Source organism: Bacillus sp. AFS053548, from assembly GCF_002575105.1.
In the GTDB taxonomy this organism is placed as follows: domain Bacteria; phylum Bacillota; class Bacilli; order Bacillales; family Bacillaceae_G; genus Gottfriedia.
This window is the reverse complement of sequence record NZ_NUHI01000006.1, coordinates 138,967-154,208: the sequence shown is the minus strand read 5'-3', so window position 1 is coordinate 154,208 and position 15,242 is coordinate 138,967. Positions and strand designations below refer to the sequence as shown.

The 15,242-nt window shown below is 31.7% G+C and carries 19 protein-coding genes; 4 read left to right on the top strand and 15 right to left on the bottom strand.

Going from position 1 to position 15,242, the window contains the following annotated elements:
- The first annotated feature begins 63 nt into the window (after positions 1–63).
- Positions 64–336: a hypothetical protein gene (locus tag CN946_RS04585; RefSeq protein WP_056466812.1), complete on the top strand. Its 273-nt coding sequence runs from the start codon at positions 64–66 to the stop codon at positions 334–336.
- Positions 337–835: 499 nt separating this feature from the next.
- Here CN946_RS04585 and CN946_RS04580 read toward each other — a convergent pair whose 3' ends face one another.
- From CN946_RS04580 to CN946_RS04520, 13 genes are all read right to left on the bottom strand, one after another.
- A complete protein-coding gene (locus CN946_RS04580; RefSeq protein ID WP_098860084.1) occupies positions 836–1,309 on the bottom strand; it encodes an S-ribosylhomocysteine lyase in 474 nt (157 codons plus the stop codon).
- Positions 1,310–1,337: 28 nt separating this feature from the next.
- Positions 1,338–1,979, bottom strand: coding sequence for a class I SAM-dependent DNA methyltransferase (locus CN946_RS04575; RefSeq protein WP_098860083.1), 642 nt, complete (start codon positions 1,977–1,979; stop codon positions 1,338–1,340).
- Positions 1,980–3,134, bottom strand: a complete 1,155-nt coding sequence (locus CN946_RS04570) for a bifunctional cystathionine gamma-lyase/homocysteine desulfhydrase (protein WP_098429727.1) — start codon at positions 3,132–3,134, stop codon at positions 1,980–1,982. It lies immediately after the preceding gene.
- Positions 3,135–3,137: 3 nt separating this feature from the next.
- A complete protein-coding gene (locus CN946_RS04565; RefSeq protein WP_098860082.1) occupies positions 3,138–4,058 on the bottom strand; it encodes a PLP-dependent cysteine synthase family protein in 921 nt (306 codons plus the stop codon).
- Positions 4,059–4,701: 643 nt separating this feature from the next.
- Positions 4,702–5,232 carry a spore maturation protein gene (locus CN946_RS04560; RefSeq protein ID WP_098234498.1) on the bottom strand — a complete coding sequence of 177 codons (531 nt, stop codon included), beginning with the start codon at positions 5,230–5,232 and terminating at the stop codon, positions 4,702–4,704.
- Complete coding sequence (locus CN946_RS04555) at positions 5,233–5,826, bottom strand: nucleoside recognition domain-containing protein (protein ID WP_098860081.1); 594 nt, start codon at positions 5,824–5,826, stop codon at positions 5,233–5,235. It abuts the gene before it with no gap.
- On the bottom strand, positions 5,819–6,973 hold the full coding sequence (locus CN946_RS04550; protein ID WP_141546859.1) for a D-alanyl-D-alanine carboxypeptidase family protein: 1,155 nt from the start codon (positions 6,971–6,973) through the stop codon (positions 5,819–5,821). Before CN946_RS04550 ends, CN946_RS04555 begins: the two co-directional genes overlap by 8 nt.
- Before the next feature lie 136 nt (positions 6,974–7,109).
- Complete coding sequence (locus CN946_RS04545; protein ID WP_098860079.1) at positions 7,110–8,033, bottom strand: superoxide dismutase; 924 nt, start codon at positions 8,031–8,033, stop codon at positions 7,110–7,112.
- A 151-nt stretch (positions 8,034–8,184) separates the two neighbouring features.
- Positions 8,185–9,171 carry an aromatic acid exporter family protein gene (locus tag CN946_RS04540; RefSeq protein ID WP_098860078.1) on the bottom strand — a complete coding sequence of 329 codons (987 nt, stop codon included), beginning with the start codon at positions 9,169–9,171 and terminating at the stop codon, positions 8,185–8,187.
- A 167-nt stretch (positions 9,172–9,338) separates the two neighbouring features.
- Positions 9,339–9,833, bottom strand: coding sequence for a DUF3907 family protein (locus CN946_RS04535; RefSeq protein WP_098860077.1), 495 nt, complete (start codon positions 9,831–9,833; stop codon positions 9,339–9,341).
- Between the two features lie 18 nt (positions 9,834–9,851).
- Positions 9,852–10,247, bottom strand: coding sequence for a hypothetical protein (locus CN946_RS04530; RefSeq protein ID WP_098860076.1), 396 nt, complete (start codon positions 10,245–10,247; stop codon positions 9,852–9,854).
- Between the two features lie 72 nt (positions 10,248–10,319).
- On the bottom strand, positions 10,320–10,901 hold the full coding sequence (gene scpB / locus CN946_RS04525) for an SMC-Scp complex subunit ScpB (RefSeq protein ID WP_098860075.1): 582 nt from the start codon (positions 10,899–10,901) through the stop codon (positions 10,320–10,322).
- On the bottom strand, positions 10,901–11,671 hold the full coding sequence (locus CN946_RS04520; protein ID WP_098860074.1) for a segregation/condensation protein A: 771 nt from the start codon (positions 11,669–11,671) through the stop codon (positions 10,901–10,903). The genes scpB and CN946_RS04520 overlap by 1 nt, the downstream gene beginning before the upstream one ends.
- A gap of 208 nt (positions 11,672–11,879) precedes the next feature.
- Between CN946_RS04520 and CN946_RS04515 the strand changes: the two genes are divergently transcribed.
- Positions 11,880–11,996, top strand: coding sequence for a YjcZ family sporulation protein (locus CN946_RS04515; protein ID WP_084006686.1), 117 nt, complete (start codon positions 11,880–11,882; stop codon positions 11,994–11,996).
- Positions 11,997–12,107: 111 nt separating this feature from the next.
- Positions 12,108–12,611: a DUF309 domain-containing protein gene (locus CN946_RS04510; RefSeq protein ID WP_176547205.1), complete on the top strand. Its 504-nt coding sequence runs from the start codon at positions 12,108–12,110 to the stop codon at positions 12,609–12,611.
- A gap of 388 nt (positions 12,612–12,999) precedes the next feature.
- Here CN946_RS04510 and CN946_RS04505 read toward each other — a convergent pair whose 3' ends face one another.
- On the bottom strand, positions 13,000–13,359 hold the full coding sequence (locus CN946_RS04505) for a GNAT family N-acetyltransferase (protein WP_025672354.1): 360 nt from the start codon (positions 13,357–13,359) through the stop codon (positions 13,000–13,002).
- 329 nt (positions 13,360–13,688) lie between these two features.
- On the opposite strand from CN946_RS04505, the gene CN946_RS04500 reads away from it, so the two are divergent.
- Positions 13,689–14,315 (top strand): cupin domain-containing protein, encoded by a 627-nt coding sequence (locus CN946_RS04500; protein WP_098860072.1) that lies wholly within the window; start codon positions 13,689–13,691, stop codon positions 14,313–14,315.
- Positions 14,316–14,711: 396 nt separating this feature from the next.
- Here the strand turns inward: CN946_RS04500 and CN946_RS04495 are convergent, their stop codons facing one another.
- Positions 14,712–15,149: a peptidylprolyl isomerase gene (locus CN946_RS04495; RefSeq protein WP_056466860.1), complete on the bottom strand. Its 438-nt coding sequence runs from the start codon at positions 15,147–15,149 to the stop codon at positions 14,712–14,714.
- Positions 15,150–15,242 lie beyond the last annotated feature (93 nt).

Here is a 15,242-nt window from a genome sequence, read left to right as displayed (position 1 = left end):
CTGTTTAATCTATTAGAATCCCGTCAATAATATAATAAGTAAAATGAAAAAGGAGCTTACTATATGAATTATTCTTTTAATCCTGCAGTAAAATATAATTCAGTTGGTTCGTTTAAATTAGGCGATGTATTTTTCACTTCCGATAAACCTTCAAAAGCATACAAATTAATCTATGACTCTACAGAAACTAACTACCCTTATATTTTATTATGCTTAGATGATGCCATTTCAATTCAAAGCTTTGATGATATTCCAACAATTGAAGATATTGAAGAAAATATTGGCGAAATTAAATTCACTGTTCCAAAAGAGAAACTACTTCTTGTGATCAATTAATAAAAAAACGTTATAAATTAGTTTATCAAAAACGCCATCAAAATTAAGGTGACGTTTTTTCATTCTTTTGAAAAACGATTTTTCCAACTAGGGGGTCTGCATTAGTTTTATTACTATGAGATGCCCACTTTCCTAGGGCGAGATAACAATTTATCTTTTTTAATTAATATTTTATTAATTGTTCATTTTTCAATTCATTAGACAATTAACCTTCGAGACTTTTGTAGATTTCACTCAAATTTATGTATGATTCTTGATCTTATTTGCAGTTCACTTCATTTTAATTGCAGTTTTGACTTTTTTATTTGCTGATCCGACATTTTTAATTGCAGTTTCACCTTTTTTATTTGCACTCAATTCATTTTATTTGTAGTTTTGACTTTTTTAATTGCAGATCTGCTCTTTTTAATTGCAGTTTCATCTTTTTTATTTGCACTCTACAATTTTCATATTCCAACAATATAAAAAACGTCATCCATTAAGATGACGTTTTTCACTATTAAGCAAATACGCTTTCCAACGTTTCGTCTGTTTGTTCGCTCCAATATTTTAACCATTTTTTTGCGCCTTCAAGGTCATGAAGTTTTGCTTGGCCGCATTGAAGCTCATTTGCAGCAGGTACTTCTTCAACCTGTAGTCCAAGTTCAGCTGTTTTACGTAATAATGTGATTACTTCTGAAATTGAAGGTGTACCAGCTATTATTAAATAAAATCCTGTTTGGCAACCCATTGGTGATAAATCAATAATTTTAAAAGGGTCACCAGCAGGCACAGCTTCACGAACGTTCAAAGCTAATAAATGTTCTAAAGTGTGTATTGTATCCGGCTTCATTGCTTGCTTATTAGGTTGGCAAAAACGAATATCATATTTTGTAACTATTCCGTCTGTACCAACTGCATGAGTACCACAGTGTCTAACGTAAGGAGCAACAACTTTTGTGTGATCTAATTCAAAACTTTCAACTGATGGCATATTTTATTTCCTCCTACATTACATCTCTCTATATTTTTGTAGCTTCAACGATCCATACAAAATCATTATATTGTTCGAATTTCACATCAAATCCATTTTTTTCAAAATGTGAACGAACAACTGGAATTAATGGATAATATTCTCTAATTAAATCATCTCTTAGATTGATATAATTTGCATTTTCTGCTTTTGTAATTTCATTCTTATAATCGTTTTCTGTTAAAAACATTGTATCCGCAAATACGATTTTCCCATTTGAGTTCAATAATGAGCTATATATTTTAATAGCTTCATATTTTTCTTGATCAGTTAAATGATGAAAAACGTATGAACTTACAATTGTATCGATCCCAGCCTGTGGTTTTGGAAAATCAATTAAATCTCCGTCGTGAATTGTAATATTTTCGCCTAATTTCTTTGAGGCAATAATTCTCATCTCAGGAGATGGTTCGATTGGAAATACAGTTTTTCCTTTGTCAAGAAGTAACTTTGTTAAATTCCCAGTACCAATACCAAATTCAAGGACGCTGTTCCCACTTCTATTAACAATTTCATTCAGTATTTCATCATAACGTCGAAATGCTTCTTTATATTCTGGGTCATGGCCTTGAACAAAAGAATCGTAACTTTCTGCCCAACCAGTAAAAACATCTAAAAACTCTCTACCCATTTATCTCACCTTTGATGTCTGAAATATTAATGCTTGTTCTAGGTCTTCAATTAAATCTTCTAAATCTTCTAGACCAACTGATAATCGAATTAATTCATCAGAAATTCCTGATGCAATTCGTTTTTCCCTTGGTATTGAAGCATGCGTCATTTTTGAAGGGATACCTACAAGACTTTCAACTGCACCTAAACTTTCAGCTAATGTAAACCACTTTAATTTACCTACAAATTCTTCTGGATCTAATCCTTCTTTTAATTCAAAAGATAACATGCCACCAAATCCACTGCTTTGTTGTTTTGCTAATTCATGATTTGGATGTGTCGATAATCCAGGATAGAAAACTTTATTTACATTTGGGTGATTCGATAAAAACGTCACAATTTCATGCGTATTTCTTTCATGCTCTTCCATTCTAATTCCAAGTGTTTTAATACCACGTTGTAATAACCAGCTATCGTTAGGTCCTAAAACTCCACCAATCGAGTTTTGATAAAACGCTAATTCTTCAGCTAACTCTTCTTTATTCGTTACAACAATTCCAGCTACTACGTCACTATGTCCTCCAAGGTACTTAGTTCCACTATGAACAACAATATCAGCACCTAATGTAAGAGGTTGTTGCCAGTATGGAGTAGCAAAAGTATTATCAACAACCGTTAATAGGTCATACTCATTTGCAAGTTTTGCAATTGCTTTAATATCAGTAATTTTTAATAATGGATTACTAGGTGATTCAATAAAAATTGCTTTTGTATTTGGTGAAATAACATTTTCAACTAAAGTAATATTACTTGTATCAACAAATGTAGCTGTTATGCCTAAATTTGATAACACTCTTGTAAGTAAACGGTAAGTACCACCATAAACATCATCGCCAACTACGATATGGTCACCAGTCTTGAATAAACTAAACACAGTATGAATAGCTGCCATTCCAGATGCAAATGCAAACCCTGCAACACCGTGTTCAATATCTTTCATTAACTCTTCAAGAGCATGTCGTGTCGGATTGCCTGTTCTGGAATATTCAAATCCCCTATGTTTGCCAACAGCATCTTGTTTATACGTACTAGTTTGATAAATTGGAACACTAACCGCACCAGTTGTTTCATCTCTACTAATTCCCCCGTGTATTAACGCCGTCTTTTTCTTCATATTTTATCCCTCACTATATATGTTTTTACTTAAGTATCTTTCACTACTATCTGGGAAAATCGTTACGATTGTACTCCCTGGTTTTGCTTTTTTTGCTTCTAATAAACTTGCATATAACGCAGCTCCTGATGAACTTCCAACTAAAAGTCCTTCTTTCGTTGCTAGTTCTTTTACTAAACGAAATGCGTTAGAATCAAGTACTGTATGAATTTCATCAAATAAGTTTGTATCTACAAAGGCAGGAATGAATTCCATTCCAATTCCTTCTGTATCATGTGAACCTGGCTTTCCGCCATTTAATATTGATCCTTCTGGTTCAACAATAACTGTTTTTACATTTTGTAATTTATCTTTTAAATACTGAGCTGTTCCAGTAAAGGTTCCTCCACTACCAGCTCCAGCAACAAATACATCTATTTTTCCATCGAGTTGGTCAACTAACTCTGGACCTAATGTTTTGTAATAGGTTCTTGGATTCGCTTCATTACTAAATTGTGAAGGTACAAATGAATTCGGTATTTCTTTTGAAAGTTCATTCGCTTTTTTAATTGCACCTATCATTCCATCTTCTGTAGGAGTGTTCACAATTTTTGCTCCAAGTGCTTTCATCAATGTTTGTTTTTCAATACTGAATTTTTCAGGAACAACAAATATCACATTTACGCCAAATTTTATAGCTGCTAATGCTAAACCAATTCCTGTATTTCCAGCGGTTGGTTCAATTACTGTACCACCTTTTTCTAATTTACCTTCATTAAGTGCACTTTCTAATAATTCCATTCCAAGTCGATCTTTTACACTTCCACCTGGGTTACAGAATTCTAGCTTTGCAAATAGTCTTGTTCCTTTTGGTAAAGGGAATGTTGTAATTTCAAGCAATGGTGTTGATCCGATCAGCTCGTGTACTGATTTTACAACTTTCATAATTTCAAGCTCCTTTATGTCACAAAAAGGTTAGTTTCTTCCAATCCATTATATGCAACATGGGTAAAATTGAATGTTGTCTTAATACCAACTATTCTTATTGGTATTATAAGATATTAATTTTAAATGCGCAATAAAAAAGTACTTTTATCCTAAAATAAAAGCACTTTTTCATGCTGTTGAAAAACAACCTTGTCATTTAGTTTTCAAATTTTCGTAAAAGGATTAAGGTGATGTTGATTTCCACTACGGGATGCTCGCTTTCCATGGGGCGAGACCTGAGCCTCCTCGGCTAGCCTGCGGGGTCTCAGCCTTNNTCCCATAGGAGTCGAGCATCCCTTCGTTCCAATCAACTTATTCATCAAAAAATGGTTACCCTAAAAACCTAATTTAATATCCTTTACTTAGAGTAGCATAACTGCTTGTTTCAATTAAAAATTAGCTCTTAAATATTTTTAACTTTCAAGAATAAACAATTACTAGAGTTTGTTTATATAATAAAACTGCTCAAATATATTAATTATTAAAATCATTATTAATCCATCAAAAAATAAATTAAATTATAATTAGGTTTACTTAAAATACGTTTGACCATTTTTATTTCAACACTCTGAAAAGTACTTTTTAATCGTATGGGTTTTAATTAAGAAAAGAACATTGTCACAAAAATGATTGAAAAAATAATACTGATTGCATCTGCAATTAATCCTACTTTTAATGCATCACCCATTTTACGGATACCTACCGCTCCAAAATACACTGTTAGAACATATAGCGTTGTATCTGTACTACCTTGCATAGTTGAAGCTAGTCTTCCGATAAATGAATCCGGTCCATATGTTTTAATTAAATCCGACGTAATTCCTAAAGCAGCGGAACCAGAAATAGGTCGAATAATTGCCAGTGGAAAAACTTCTGCAGGTATACCAAGTGAACTTAATAACGGGCGCATAAGTTCTACACAAAACTCTAGAGCACCTGAGGCTCTAAAGATCGAGATGGATACTAGCATACCTACTAAAAATGGAATTAATTGCACAGCAATTGTTACACCCTCTTTTCCACCTTCTACAAAAGATTCATACGTCGGCACCTTTTTCCATGTTCCATGTATTAAAATGGCAGCGATAATAAATGGAATGATATAAAGTGAGATCGTATTCATATATCCCATTTATTTTCTCCCCTTTCGATTTCGCCTACTTGCAAAAAAACTATTTACTGCGATTCCCCCAATAAATGAAACGACCTGTGCAAGTATAGTAACACCTACTATTTCAGTCGGATTTGAAGAATGATAAGACATTCTAACACCTATGACAGTTGTAGGAATTAAAGTGATTGCACTTGTATTTAACGTTAAAAATGTAATCATGTCATCACTTGCTTCATTACTATTTCTATTTAATACTTTTAGTTGTTCCATCGCCTTTATACCTAATGGTGTTGCAGCATTACCTAAACCGAATAAATTGGCCACCATATTTGACATAATATAACCAAGTGCTGGATGGTCTTTAGGGATTCTCGGGAATAAGAATGCTAGAAATGGTTGAAATAATTTCGAAAGAATTTTTAATAATCCTGATTCTTCTGCTATTCGCATTAGACCTAACCAAAAAACAAGAACACTAACTAGTCCAATAATAATGGTAATTGCTTGCTTTCCTCCGTCAAATACTGCTTTATTTACTTCGTCCATAGTGCCATTAATCATCGCAAAAATAAAACCAATTATTGTAAGAGCAACCCAAATAATATTAACCATCAGAGTGCTCTCCCATTAAGTTTAATAAAACTTGTTTCCCATTTTGGATTATTTCTTTCGTAAATACTTTGACCTTACTATCACTATAAAAAATATTTCTAAATCCAATTTGTTCACCTTCTAATTCGATAATCGCTTTACCAACAATTGCATCATTAGCGATTTTTTTCTTTGTCGGCTTTTGCATTTCAATTGTGATTCTTACTTGATCTCGCTCTTTTTTATCTAATGGATAAGAGAAGTCATTTTTCATATAAACATGTCCTTTATATTTTTTATTTGTGACCTCTTTAATTCCACCTTTACTTAATACTTTCGTTAAAGGATAGTTACTGAAACCATATTCGAATAGTGACATATGATCTTGCCAATCTTGGCCATCATTTAGTGTTACAACAATTAAATCCATTCCATTTTTTGAAGCAGTTGAAACAAGAGTTCTTCTTGCTTTTTTAGTAAATCCGGTTTTTCCTCCAGTACTATACTTGTACATAAAAGTAAGCAACTTGTTTTTATTCTTCCAAACATAATCCCAAGATTCTGCCGTATTTGGGGCACGGTGTACTTTTGTACCTGCAATTTTTGCATATTTAGGATTTTCCATAGCGTATCTCGTTAATAACGCCATATCATAAGCAGATGAGTAATGCTCTTTTCCTTGTTGATCTAGACCTGATGGATTGCTAAAATATGTATTACTCATTCCGATTTCTTTTGCTTTCTCGTTCATCATATAAACAAAGCTTTCGATGCTACCTCCTACAGCCTCGGCAATTGCATTAGCCGCGTCATTACCAGACCTAAGCATTAAACCATAAACTAAATCTTCCAGCTTAATTTTTTGTCCAGGTTTTAAATAAATGGATGATCCTTCTGTTTGAACTGCTCTTGAACTAATTGTTATCGTGTTTTGCATTTTACCGGACTCTACAGCAAGTATTGCAGTCATTATTTTTGTAATGCTGGCAATTCTTTCAGAGTCATGCATTGCTTTACCATATAAGATTCGTCCAGTTTTTTGATCCATCAAAACAGCATTTCTAGCACTAACTCCTCCAAATGCTTCAACATTATTCGTCGGAATAATAATCCCGATTAAAAATAAGCCAATGATTCCTACTACTAGCCATTTTTTCATCTTTCGCATCAACTCCACAGTTAGTCCTAATTAGTACAAGTTTACGAATTACATTATAAAAAAATGACTTATTTTAAGAAAAAAAGTGCTGAACTTGTTCAGATATATAACCTGAGCAATTCCAGCACCTACTATTTTTCTCCAATTAATAAAAGGGTTGCCATTTTAATTGACTAGCATAATCATATCGATAATTTACATCCGGCCAATTAACTATGTTCCAAAAATTTGTAATGTATGCGTCTTTATCAAATTTATACTGTAAATAATAAGCGTGCTCCCAAACATCCAAAACTAGCAATGGAATTGTATCCCATTGAGTAAAGAATTGATGTTTTTCTGTTTGAAGGATCTCCAACCGATTCGCTCTTGGAACCCAAACTAAAATCGCCCAACCGACACCTTCCACTTTTTTAGCAGCTTGTGTAAAATGTTCTTTAAAGTCTTCATAACTTCCGAAGTCATCTTCAATTTGTTTTAAAAGTACTCCATGAGGTTGCCCTCCACCTGATTTACTTAAATTATTCCAAAATATAGTATGCAAATAGTGACCCGACCCATGAAATGCAAGCTCTCTTTCCCAATGCTTTAATAAATCGTATTCCTTATTTTTTCTTGCCTTTTCTAATTCAAGCTCAGCTTTATTTAAACCATCTACATAACTTTTATGGTGCTTATCATGATGCAGCATCATGATCTCTTTTGATATATATGGCTCGAGTGCATTATATGGATATGGTAAAGGTGGAAGCTCATGTTTACCAATCCCTACTCTCTCTTCGACTTCTATTACCCGATACGCATAGCTATCATCATATTCCTCTTCATTTAAAATTGAAATTAATCGTTCTTGAATGTCGTCCACATCCATACTAATTTCATCTAAAAAGGAATTTTGATCTACATAATGACCTTTTGTCCCCATTCTGTTTAACAAGAGTTTTACTTTATATTCTAATAGTTCTTTTTCTTGAATATGGTCAAATCTTTCAGACAGCAACTGTAATACATTCGCACACCAGATTTCTACCTCCTGAAAGTAAGTGACGAGTTCAGATTGATTTAACATCATACACCTCCATCAGAGAAAATAAATTTCTCTTCTACTTTCCATTGTATGATATTAAATTTATAGCTATTACCGGTATTCACGTGTTTCACGCGATAATTGGAATTCGTATAAATAAGATATTAATTCCACATGTACTTCTAAGAAATGATTAGTTTAGCTTCTCTAAAACAATCTGATTTTCTGAGTAAAACTCCATTTTTAATGAAATCACTTTTTCCAATTCATAAACAATCATCATTAAACTAGCTCTAGTCTCAAACTCATCCCTTGATTCAGGTAATGGCATCTTTCTAAAGTCATTCATCATATGACTGAATTCCCCTAATAATTCAATCCCCGTAGATTTTTCTTTTAAGTAAACACCTGTGTCCTCAAAAAATTCAGCGATAATTTTTGAATGCGGATAATTTAACGCAACCTTTTTTAATAAAGGAATGATTTGGTTCGATATGATTTCTAATTGACGTTCTCTCATTTCAAAATAATTAATATAATATAAGTTTGATTTTATAAAGCTATTTTCAACTTGCCTATAAGCTAATGTTTTCGCCGTTTGTAAAAGTATTTTTGTTTCATACATTAAATCATTTTGTGAATCTTCATCCTTACCCTTCATTTTTAATGCAATACCAAGCAGTAACATTTTAAAATTTTGCTCGATTTTCTTTTGAGATTCAATCATCTTCTTCTCAATACTCGGCATATATGTATTCATTATTAAAGCAATTAAGATCCCAACTGCTAAAATTTCAACTTGATTAATTAAGAAAGATATTGATTTATTGTTACTCACATAGATTTGCAAAACGATCACTGAGCTTGGAATGATTCCCTCCTGTAATCTTAATGTGACTAACAAGGGTATAGTTAAAAGAAAATAAATGACAACTGTTAATGGCGTATAGCTTAAAAATTCAAACATCATCCATCCAATTAACATTGCAATTACTGATGCAACAAATCTTTGAATTGCAACAATAAATGATCTGCGTTTTGTATTTTGAATACTTAATAATGTAACGACAGCTGCAGTACTGTAATTTTGTAAATGTAGAGCTTCTGCAATTAATAGGGATATACCACTTCCGATTGCTGTTTTGATTGTCCTTTGTCCAATTGAATACATTTGTTTCATTTTTAATCCTCTTCTCTTACAAAGAAATTTCTATAGTATTGTAACGTATCTTAGATAAAAATTACTAGATATATCCAATTTTTTTGAGTTTTTTACAAAATGAAAAGACTAGAAAATTTCTAGTCTTTGTCTTTTAACATTACTATTTACATTTAACTATTTTCTAATTACTGTTTGTATTGTTGCATAAGTTTTGTTGAATAATCTGTTTCATAATACTCAAGTTCTTCTCGCATTTGTTGAAAAACTTTTTCTAATGACGAAAATAGGTCTTGGACTGTACCTGGTACAGCTTTATAGAATGTAATTGCTTGATTACCAGTGTATGCTGCACGACTATTTTCATACCATGCATCGTTTTTAGGAGAGAAGAATTCTGCGATACATCTGTGATAAATTTTATGTAAAGTATCTTCAGCAGTTGCTTTATGGAACTGTCCACTTAAAATTTTCTCACAAACTTCTTTAGCATCTTCACAATATACTGTAATTCTACGTAATGAAGAAAGTATTTTTTCTAAGTAGTTAGGATCCACTGCTTGGTTTTCATGTTGAAATGACGGTAAAGAATTCTTATTTAAAAACAAATTACACTCTAGACCAACAATCCCTAATTGATTACCAACAATTTTTAATTGATGCTCTACCATCTTATTCGACATTTTTTTCCCTCCGTTAAATTAGATCGATATTTCAATTTTATTTGAATTTTGTTTAATACTTCTCACATATCCTACCAACTTATCAAAATCAGCACCTTGTAGCTCTTTTACAAATTGATCTAATTCATTAATATATATTCGCTTTCTTCCACGATAATCAGGATTTTTAATAATTAGCGCAAGTGCCACTATATCACGGAAATCTACTGATTGATCACCATTTTCATATAATCTAGTTGTTTTTAAATCACATACTTCAGAAAGTTGTTCTTCAAAAAAGCGAACATATAAGACAGAAGTAACAATTTTTTGACCATTATATTCATATTCAACTTCAGAACGATTAAAAAAATCTTCTGAAGTATTTGGTTGAGCCTTTACTAATTCATACCCAAGACAATTATAAATTAACAATTCTTTCACCCTCCAAGATCTCCATAGTATTAGTTTAACATAGGATACATAAAGATTTGCAGAATTTTTTAACTAATCTTGTTTTTCAAATTTACTAAAAAATAAATCTGCTTCTTCTTCAACCTCTTCCATTTTTAAATCTTGTGGTAGTGGAGGTAATTCTTTTATATTTTTTAGACCAAAATAATCTAAAAACTCAGAAGTAGTTCCATATAAAATTGCACGTCCAGTACCTTCCGCACGTCCAACTTCTTTAATTAAATATTTAGAGACAAGAGTTTGAATTGGTTTTTCAGTCTTAACTCCACGAATATCTTCAATTTCTGTCCTCGTGATAGGTTGTTGATATGCAACAATCGCTAAAGTTTCTAATGCTGCTTGTGACAACGAAGAGTTCGATGGACTTTCAACTAATTTTTTAAAAAACTCACCATGTTCCCTCTTTGAAGTAAGTTTATATCTGTTAGCTAATATTCTAATTTGTAATCCTCTGTTAGGATTTTCATATTCTTTTTTTAGACTCTCAATTAATTCTAGAACATCTGACTGACTTAATTCTAAAGTCTCAGATAGCTCGACAATCGATATTCCTTCATCGCCAGCTACAAATAAAAGTCCTTCAAGAACTCCTACTAAATTTTTTTCCTGTTCCATTACAAGTACACCTCAGCTTGCTTATCTTCAAAAACCTCTCGTGATGTTAGAAATATTTCTGAAAAGTTTTGTTCCTGTTCTACTACAATGTCTTTTGTTTTCATTAACTCCAAAATCGCTAAAAAAGTAACTACAATACTTTCTTTATCATTATATGGAAATAAACTGATGAAATTTGTTCTCTTTTTTATACTTTTTAAGTAGGTAATAATTTCACCCATTCTTTTTTCGATCGATATTTCCTCACGAACAATTTTAGTTTGAAGCGGTTCTTGTAGCTTTTTACGTTTAAATAGCTTTTGAAGTGCACCAAACATATCGTAAATCGTAACATCAGTCGGCATGATAATATCTTCTGGTCTAGGTCCATATTCGGACAAATCAACCGGATTTCGGGTAAAAATCATCGCACGTTCGGATTCTTTTTCCTGAAATACGATAGCCGCTTCTTTAAATTGCTTATATATAATTAATCGATTCATTAGTTCTTCTCTAGGGTCTTCTTCAAGTACAGCATCCCAATCAGCTTGTTCTTCATGATTAGGTAAAATACTTTTACTTTTCATCGCAAGTAATTCAGCTGCCATCACTAAATATTCACTTGCAATATCCAATTCTAATTCTTTCATTGTATGAATATATGAAACATATTGATCTGTTATTTCAGACACAGGTATATCATAAATATCAATTTCAAATCGTTGAATTAAATGAAGTAATAAATCTAATGGCCCTTCAAATGCATCAATTTTAACTTCATATTGCTTCACAAACTACTCACCAACTTACTTTAAAATAAAAATATACTCTATAACAGTATAAAGTATTATTTCATAAAACTATATAACAGAAAAGGTTTTTTCATCGATGAAGTTACTTTGTTCCTAAATTTTTAGTTTTACGCCTATACCATTTTCTAAAATTTTTCATAAGATATCAGTGCAAGAAGAATTTTTTTTTTGGTAAGGAGGTTATTTCATGAGTAAAGGTGCTGTTTCTCCAGAGTTCGGCGGTTTCGGCCACGGCAGAGGCTTTGCTTTAATCGTAGTATTATTTATTTTATTAATCATCGTAGGATGTGCTTTCGTCTGTTAATTTAACCCCGTGAATAAACAAAACGTGAAAGTCTAGACATTAGTTCTAGGCTTTCTTCTTTTTAAATAATTCCATTTCTGATAAAATTTTAGTAATAAAGAGGTGAAAAACTTGGTCCATTACAATAAAAACGAGCGATACATAAAATATTTATGTCATTTCCATTTTGATCAAGATTTTTTTGAATGTCATGAAATTCTTGAGGAACAATGGAAACTTGAATTAAATCATCAATATAAAAAGGTCTGGTTAGGTTTAATAAGATTATCAGTAGTGTTATATCATTATAGAAGAAGAAACTTTACTGGTGCAAAAAAATTATTTCGACACGTTATTATCTTTTCAAATGATTCTAATTTATTGGAAATGGCTGGTATTGATCAATTACGCTTTCAACAAATCATATCAGATTTACAGCTAAACCTTCAAAACGAAACAGAATTTCACCCTTTCAATCTCCCGATATATGACCAAGAATTGATTGAAAGATATCAAAATCAAGAAGAAAATTACTCGACTTTTACGGAAGATTTAATTAATAAACATTCTACAAGAGATCGAACAGATGTCATTTCGGAAAGATTAAAGCAATTAGAATTACGAAGAAAAATTTAGAGTTATAGGAAAAGGTGCTCAAATAATTGGGCACCTTTTTTTAGTGTTTCGAAATGGAAGTTGAATCATACCTAGCCATGGCTGGTTTATGAAGCAAAATACTCATAACTGGTTTATGAGTAAGCAAAATAGTAATTTCTTGGTTCGTACTTACTCATGAATGGTTTATGAGTAATCTAAATAGCAATTTCTTGGTTCGTATTTACTCATAACTGGTTCATGAGTAAGCTAAATAGTAATTTCTTGGTTCGTACTTACTCATAACTGGTTCATGAGTATGCAAAAATAGCATGAAGTTTAAAAATCCTTACTCTTGAATGTTCATAGAAGCATTTTTATTACAACGCCAACGCAAAAAAAGGTGCTCAAAAAAAATGAGCACCTTTTTTTATAATACTTTCAAACTAACATGGCAATGTTCAATAAATGAAGCTACTTCTTGCGTTGTTACGATTGTATAGTCTGTATACTGAGATCTAATAGCATCGTAAAGTGAAGTTGCAATACCTTGATTTCGGAATGAAGGGTTTACACTTAAATGTTTAATCATAATAACCTTATCTGGTAGTAGTTGTATTCCAATAATCCCAACAATATCGTCTAATTTCCAAAGGAACAAATGATTATCATCTTTAGTTTCATAATCTTTAATCGTATTTACTAAGCTCTTCACATTCTTTTCATTCGGCATAAACGAAAGCAGGCCCATTGCAATTTTCTCATATGTTTTCTTATACCTAATTAACATGTTAACCCCTCTTAAAAATTATTAAAACTCTAATTAGCATCTAAACCAATACATAATATATGATTGATTATCCCTCTATATTACGGTAAATATAAAAATTCGTTCCTAATATATCAATATTTCAAATATATAATTCTCACATTTTTCTGTCAAGTCAGAAAACCAGAGAGAAGGAAAAACGGGATATATGGTATAGGAGGAATTTAGAATGATTTAGTGTTCTAGCCTTGTATACTTCTTGCCATTCCAACCTTATAGGCTTTTGTCACCAATTAGCTAAATTTGAATAAAGTAAATTTTAGTTAGAGTTCTATAAAAGGGTGATCATTATGAGGTTGGATTTAGATTATACATCGCCAAATATTCAATATACTTATGATATAAATAAAAACCATGCCTTTGTGAAGGATAATCAAAACTTTATCAATCAATTAAGTGTTAATGATTTGAATACTTTGGATAATTTGTCTTTATTAGATATATATTTAAGTGTAAATAATGTTGTAGAGCCACATTATCATCAAAATTCATCAGAATTAGTATATTGTATTTCTGGCGCCGCAGTTGTATCGATTTTGAATCCTTATACAAAGCAACTATTAAATTTTCCAATTACTCCTGGTCAAGTTGCAAACGTACCACAAGGCTGGTGGCATTATGAAATTGCAAATGTTGACAATACTCATTTATTAGCAATATTTAATGCACCTTCCCCTGATGTAATTTTATTCTCTGATTTACTGAAATTTACACCTTCAAATATCGTCTCACATACTTACTGCCTTGATGAAAACCAATGGAAAAATGCAACAGCAAATTTACAACCTTCTATATTTATAGGACCACCAAAAAACTGTAATCGACAAGTTCAAAATCAGCATCAATTTGCAAATCAGCAGAACCAAAATTATTATCAAAATTCTTATTATAACCAGCATTATTATCAACAGCGTTGAAGATCAAGGTGAGACCAGTTAGTGCAATTAAATTCAAGTGAACTGCAATTAAATCGGAGTATGTGCAATAAAAAAAGCCAAATCTGCAATTAAATTTGGGAAATCTGCAATTAAAAATAAGAAAACTGCAAATAAGACGATGAATCATGTTGAATTAGATGATAGGAATCAAGAATAGTGAAGAAATAACATGAAAATAGAATGTGAAACACTAAAAACTAAACATTTTTCAAAAAATACAAAAATTAATCTTCTAATTTAATGTTCAATAAGTCGTCCGAACTACTATGAAATATTTCACCGTTTAATCCATCATGAACATGTTAAAAAACCACAAGGAAAAATTTTCCCCTTGTGGTTTTCTTCATTTGAAGTCTTTTTAGAATATTGGTTTGACTATTCTTCGTCCCAAACCTTAACTTCTTGCATAACATCGCCATTACGCATTCTTAAAACTGTATCCATACCTTCGATTACTTGACCGAATACTGTATGTACGCCATCTAAATGTGGTTGTGGCTCGTGAACGATAAAGAATTGGCTACCACCAGTATCTTTTCCAGCATGTGCCATTGATAAAGATCCAGCTTTGTGTTTTAATGGGTTACCAACAGTTTCACATTTAATTTTGTATCCTGGGCCACCTGTTCCATTACCGTTTGGATCTCCACCTTGAGATACAAATCCAGGAATTACACGGTGGAAAGTTAATCCATTGTAGAAACCTTCACGGATTAATTTTTCAAAGTTTTCAACTGTACCTGGTGCATGCTCTGGGAATAATTCGATTAAAATTTGTTCACCATTTTCAAATGTAATACTTGCTTTTTTCATAATAAAAATCCTCCTTATGTATGTACAATTTCATAAGACTTAATTGTCCTATATTTTTCATTACTGAATAAACTAGTAACGCTGATATAATCA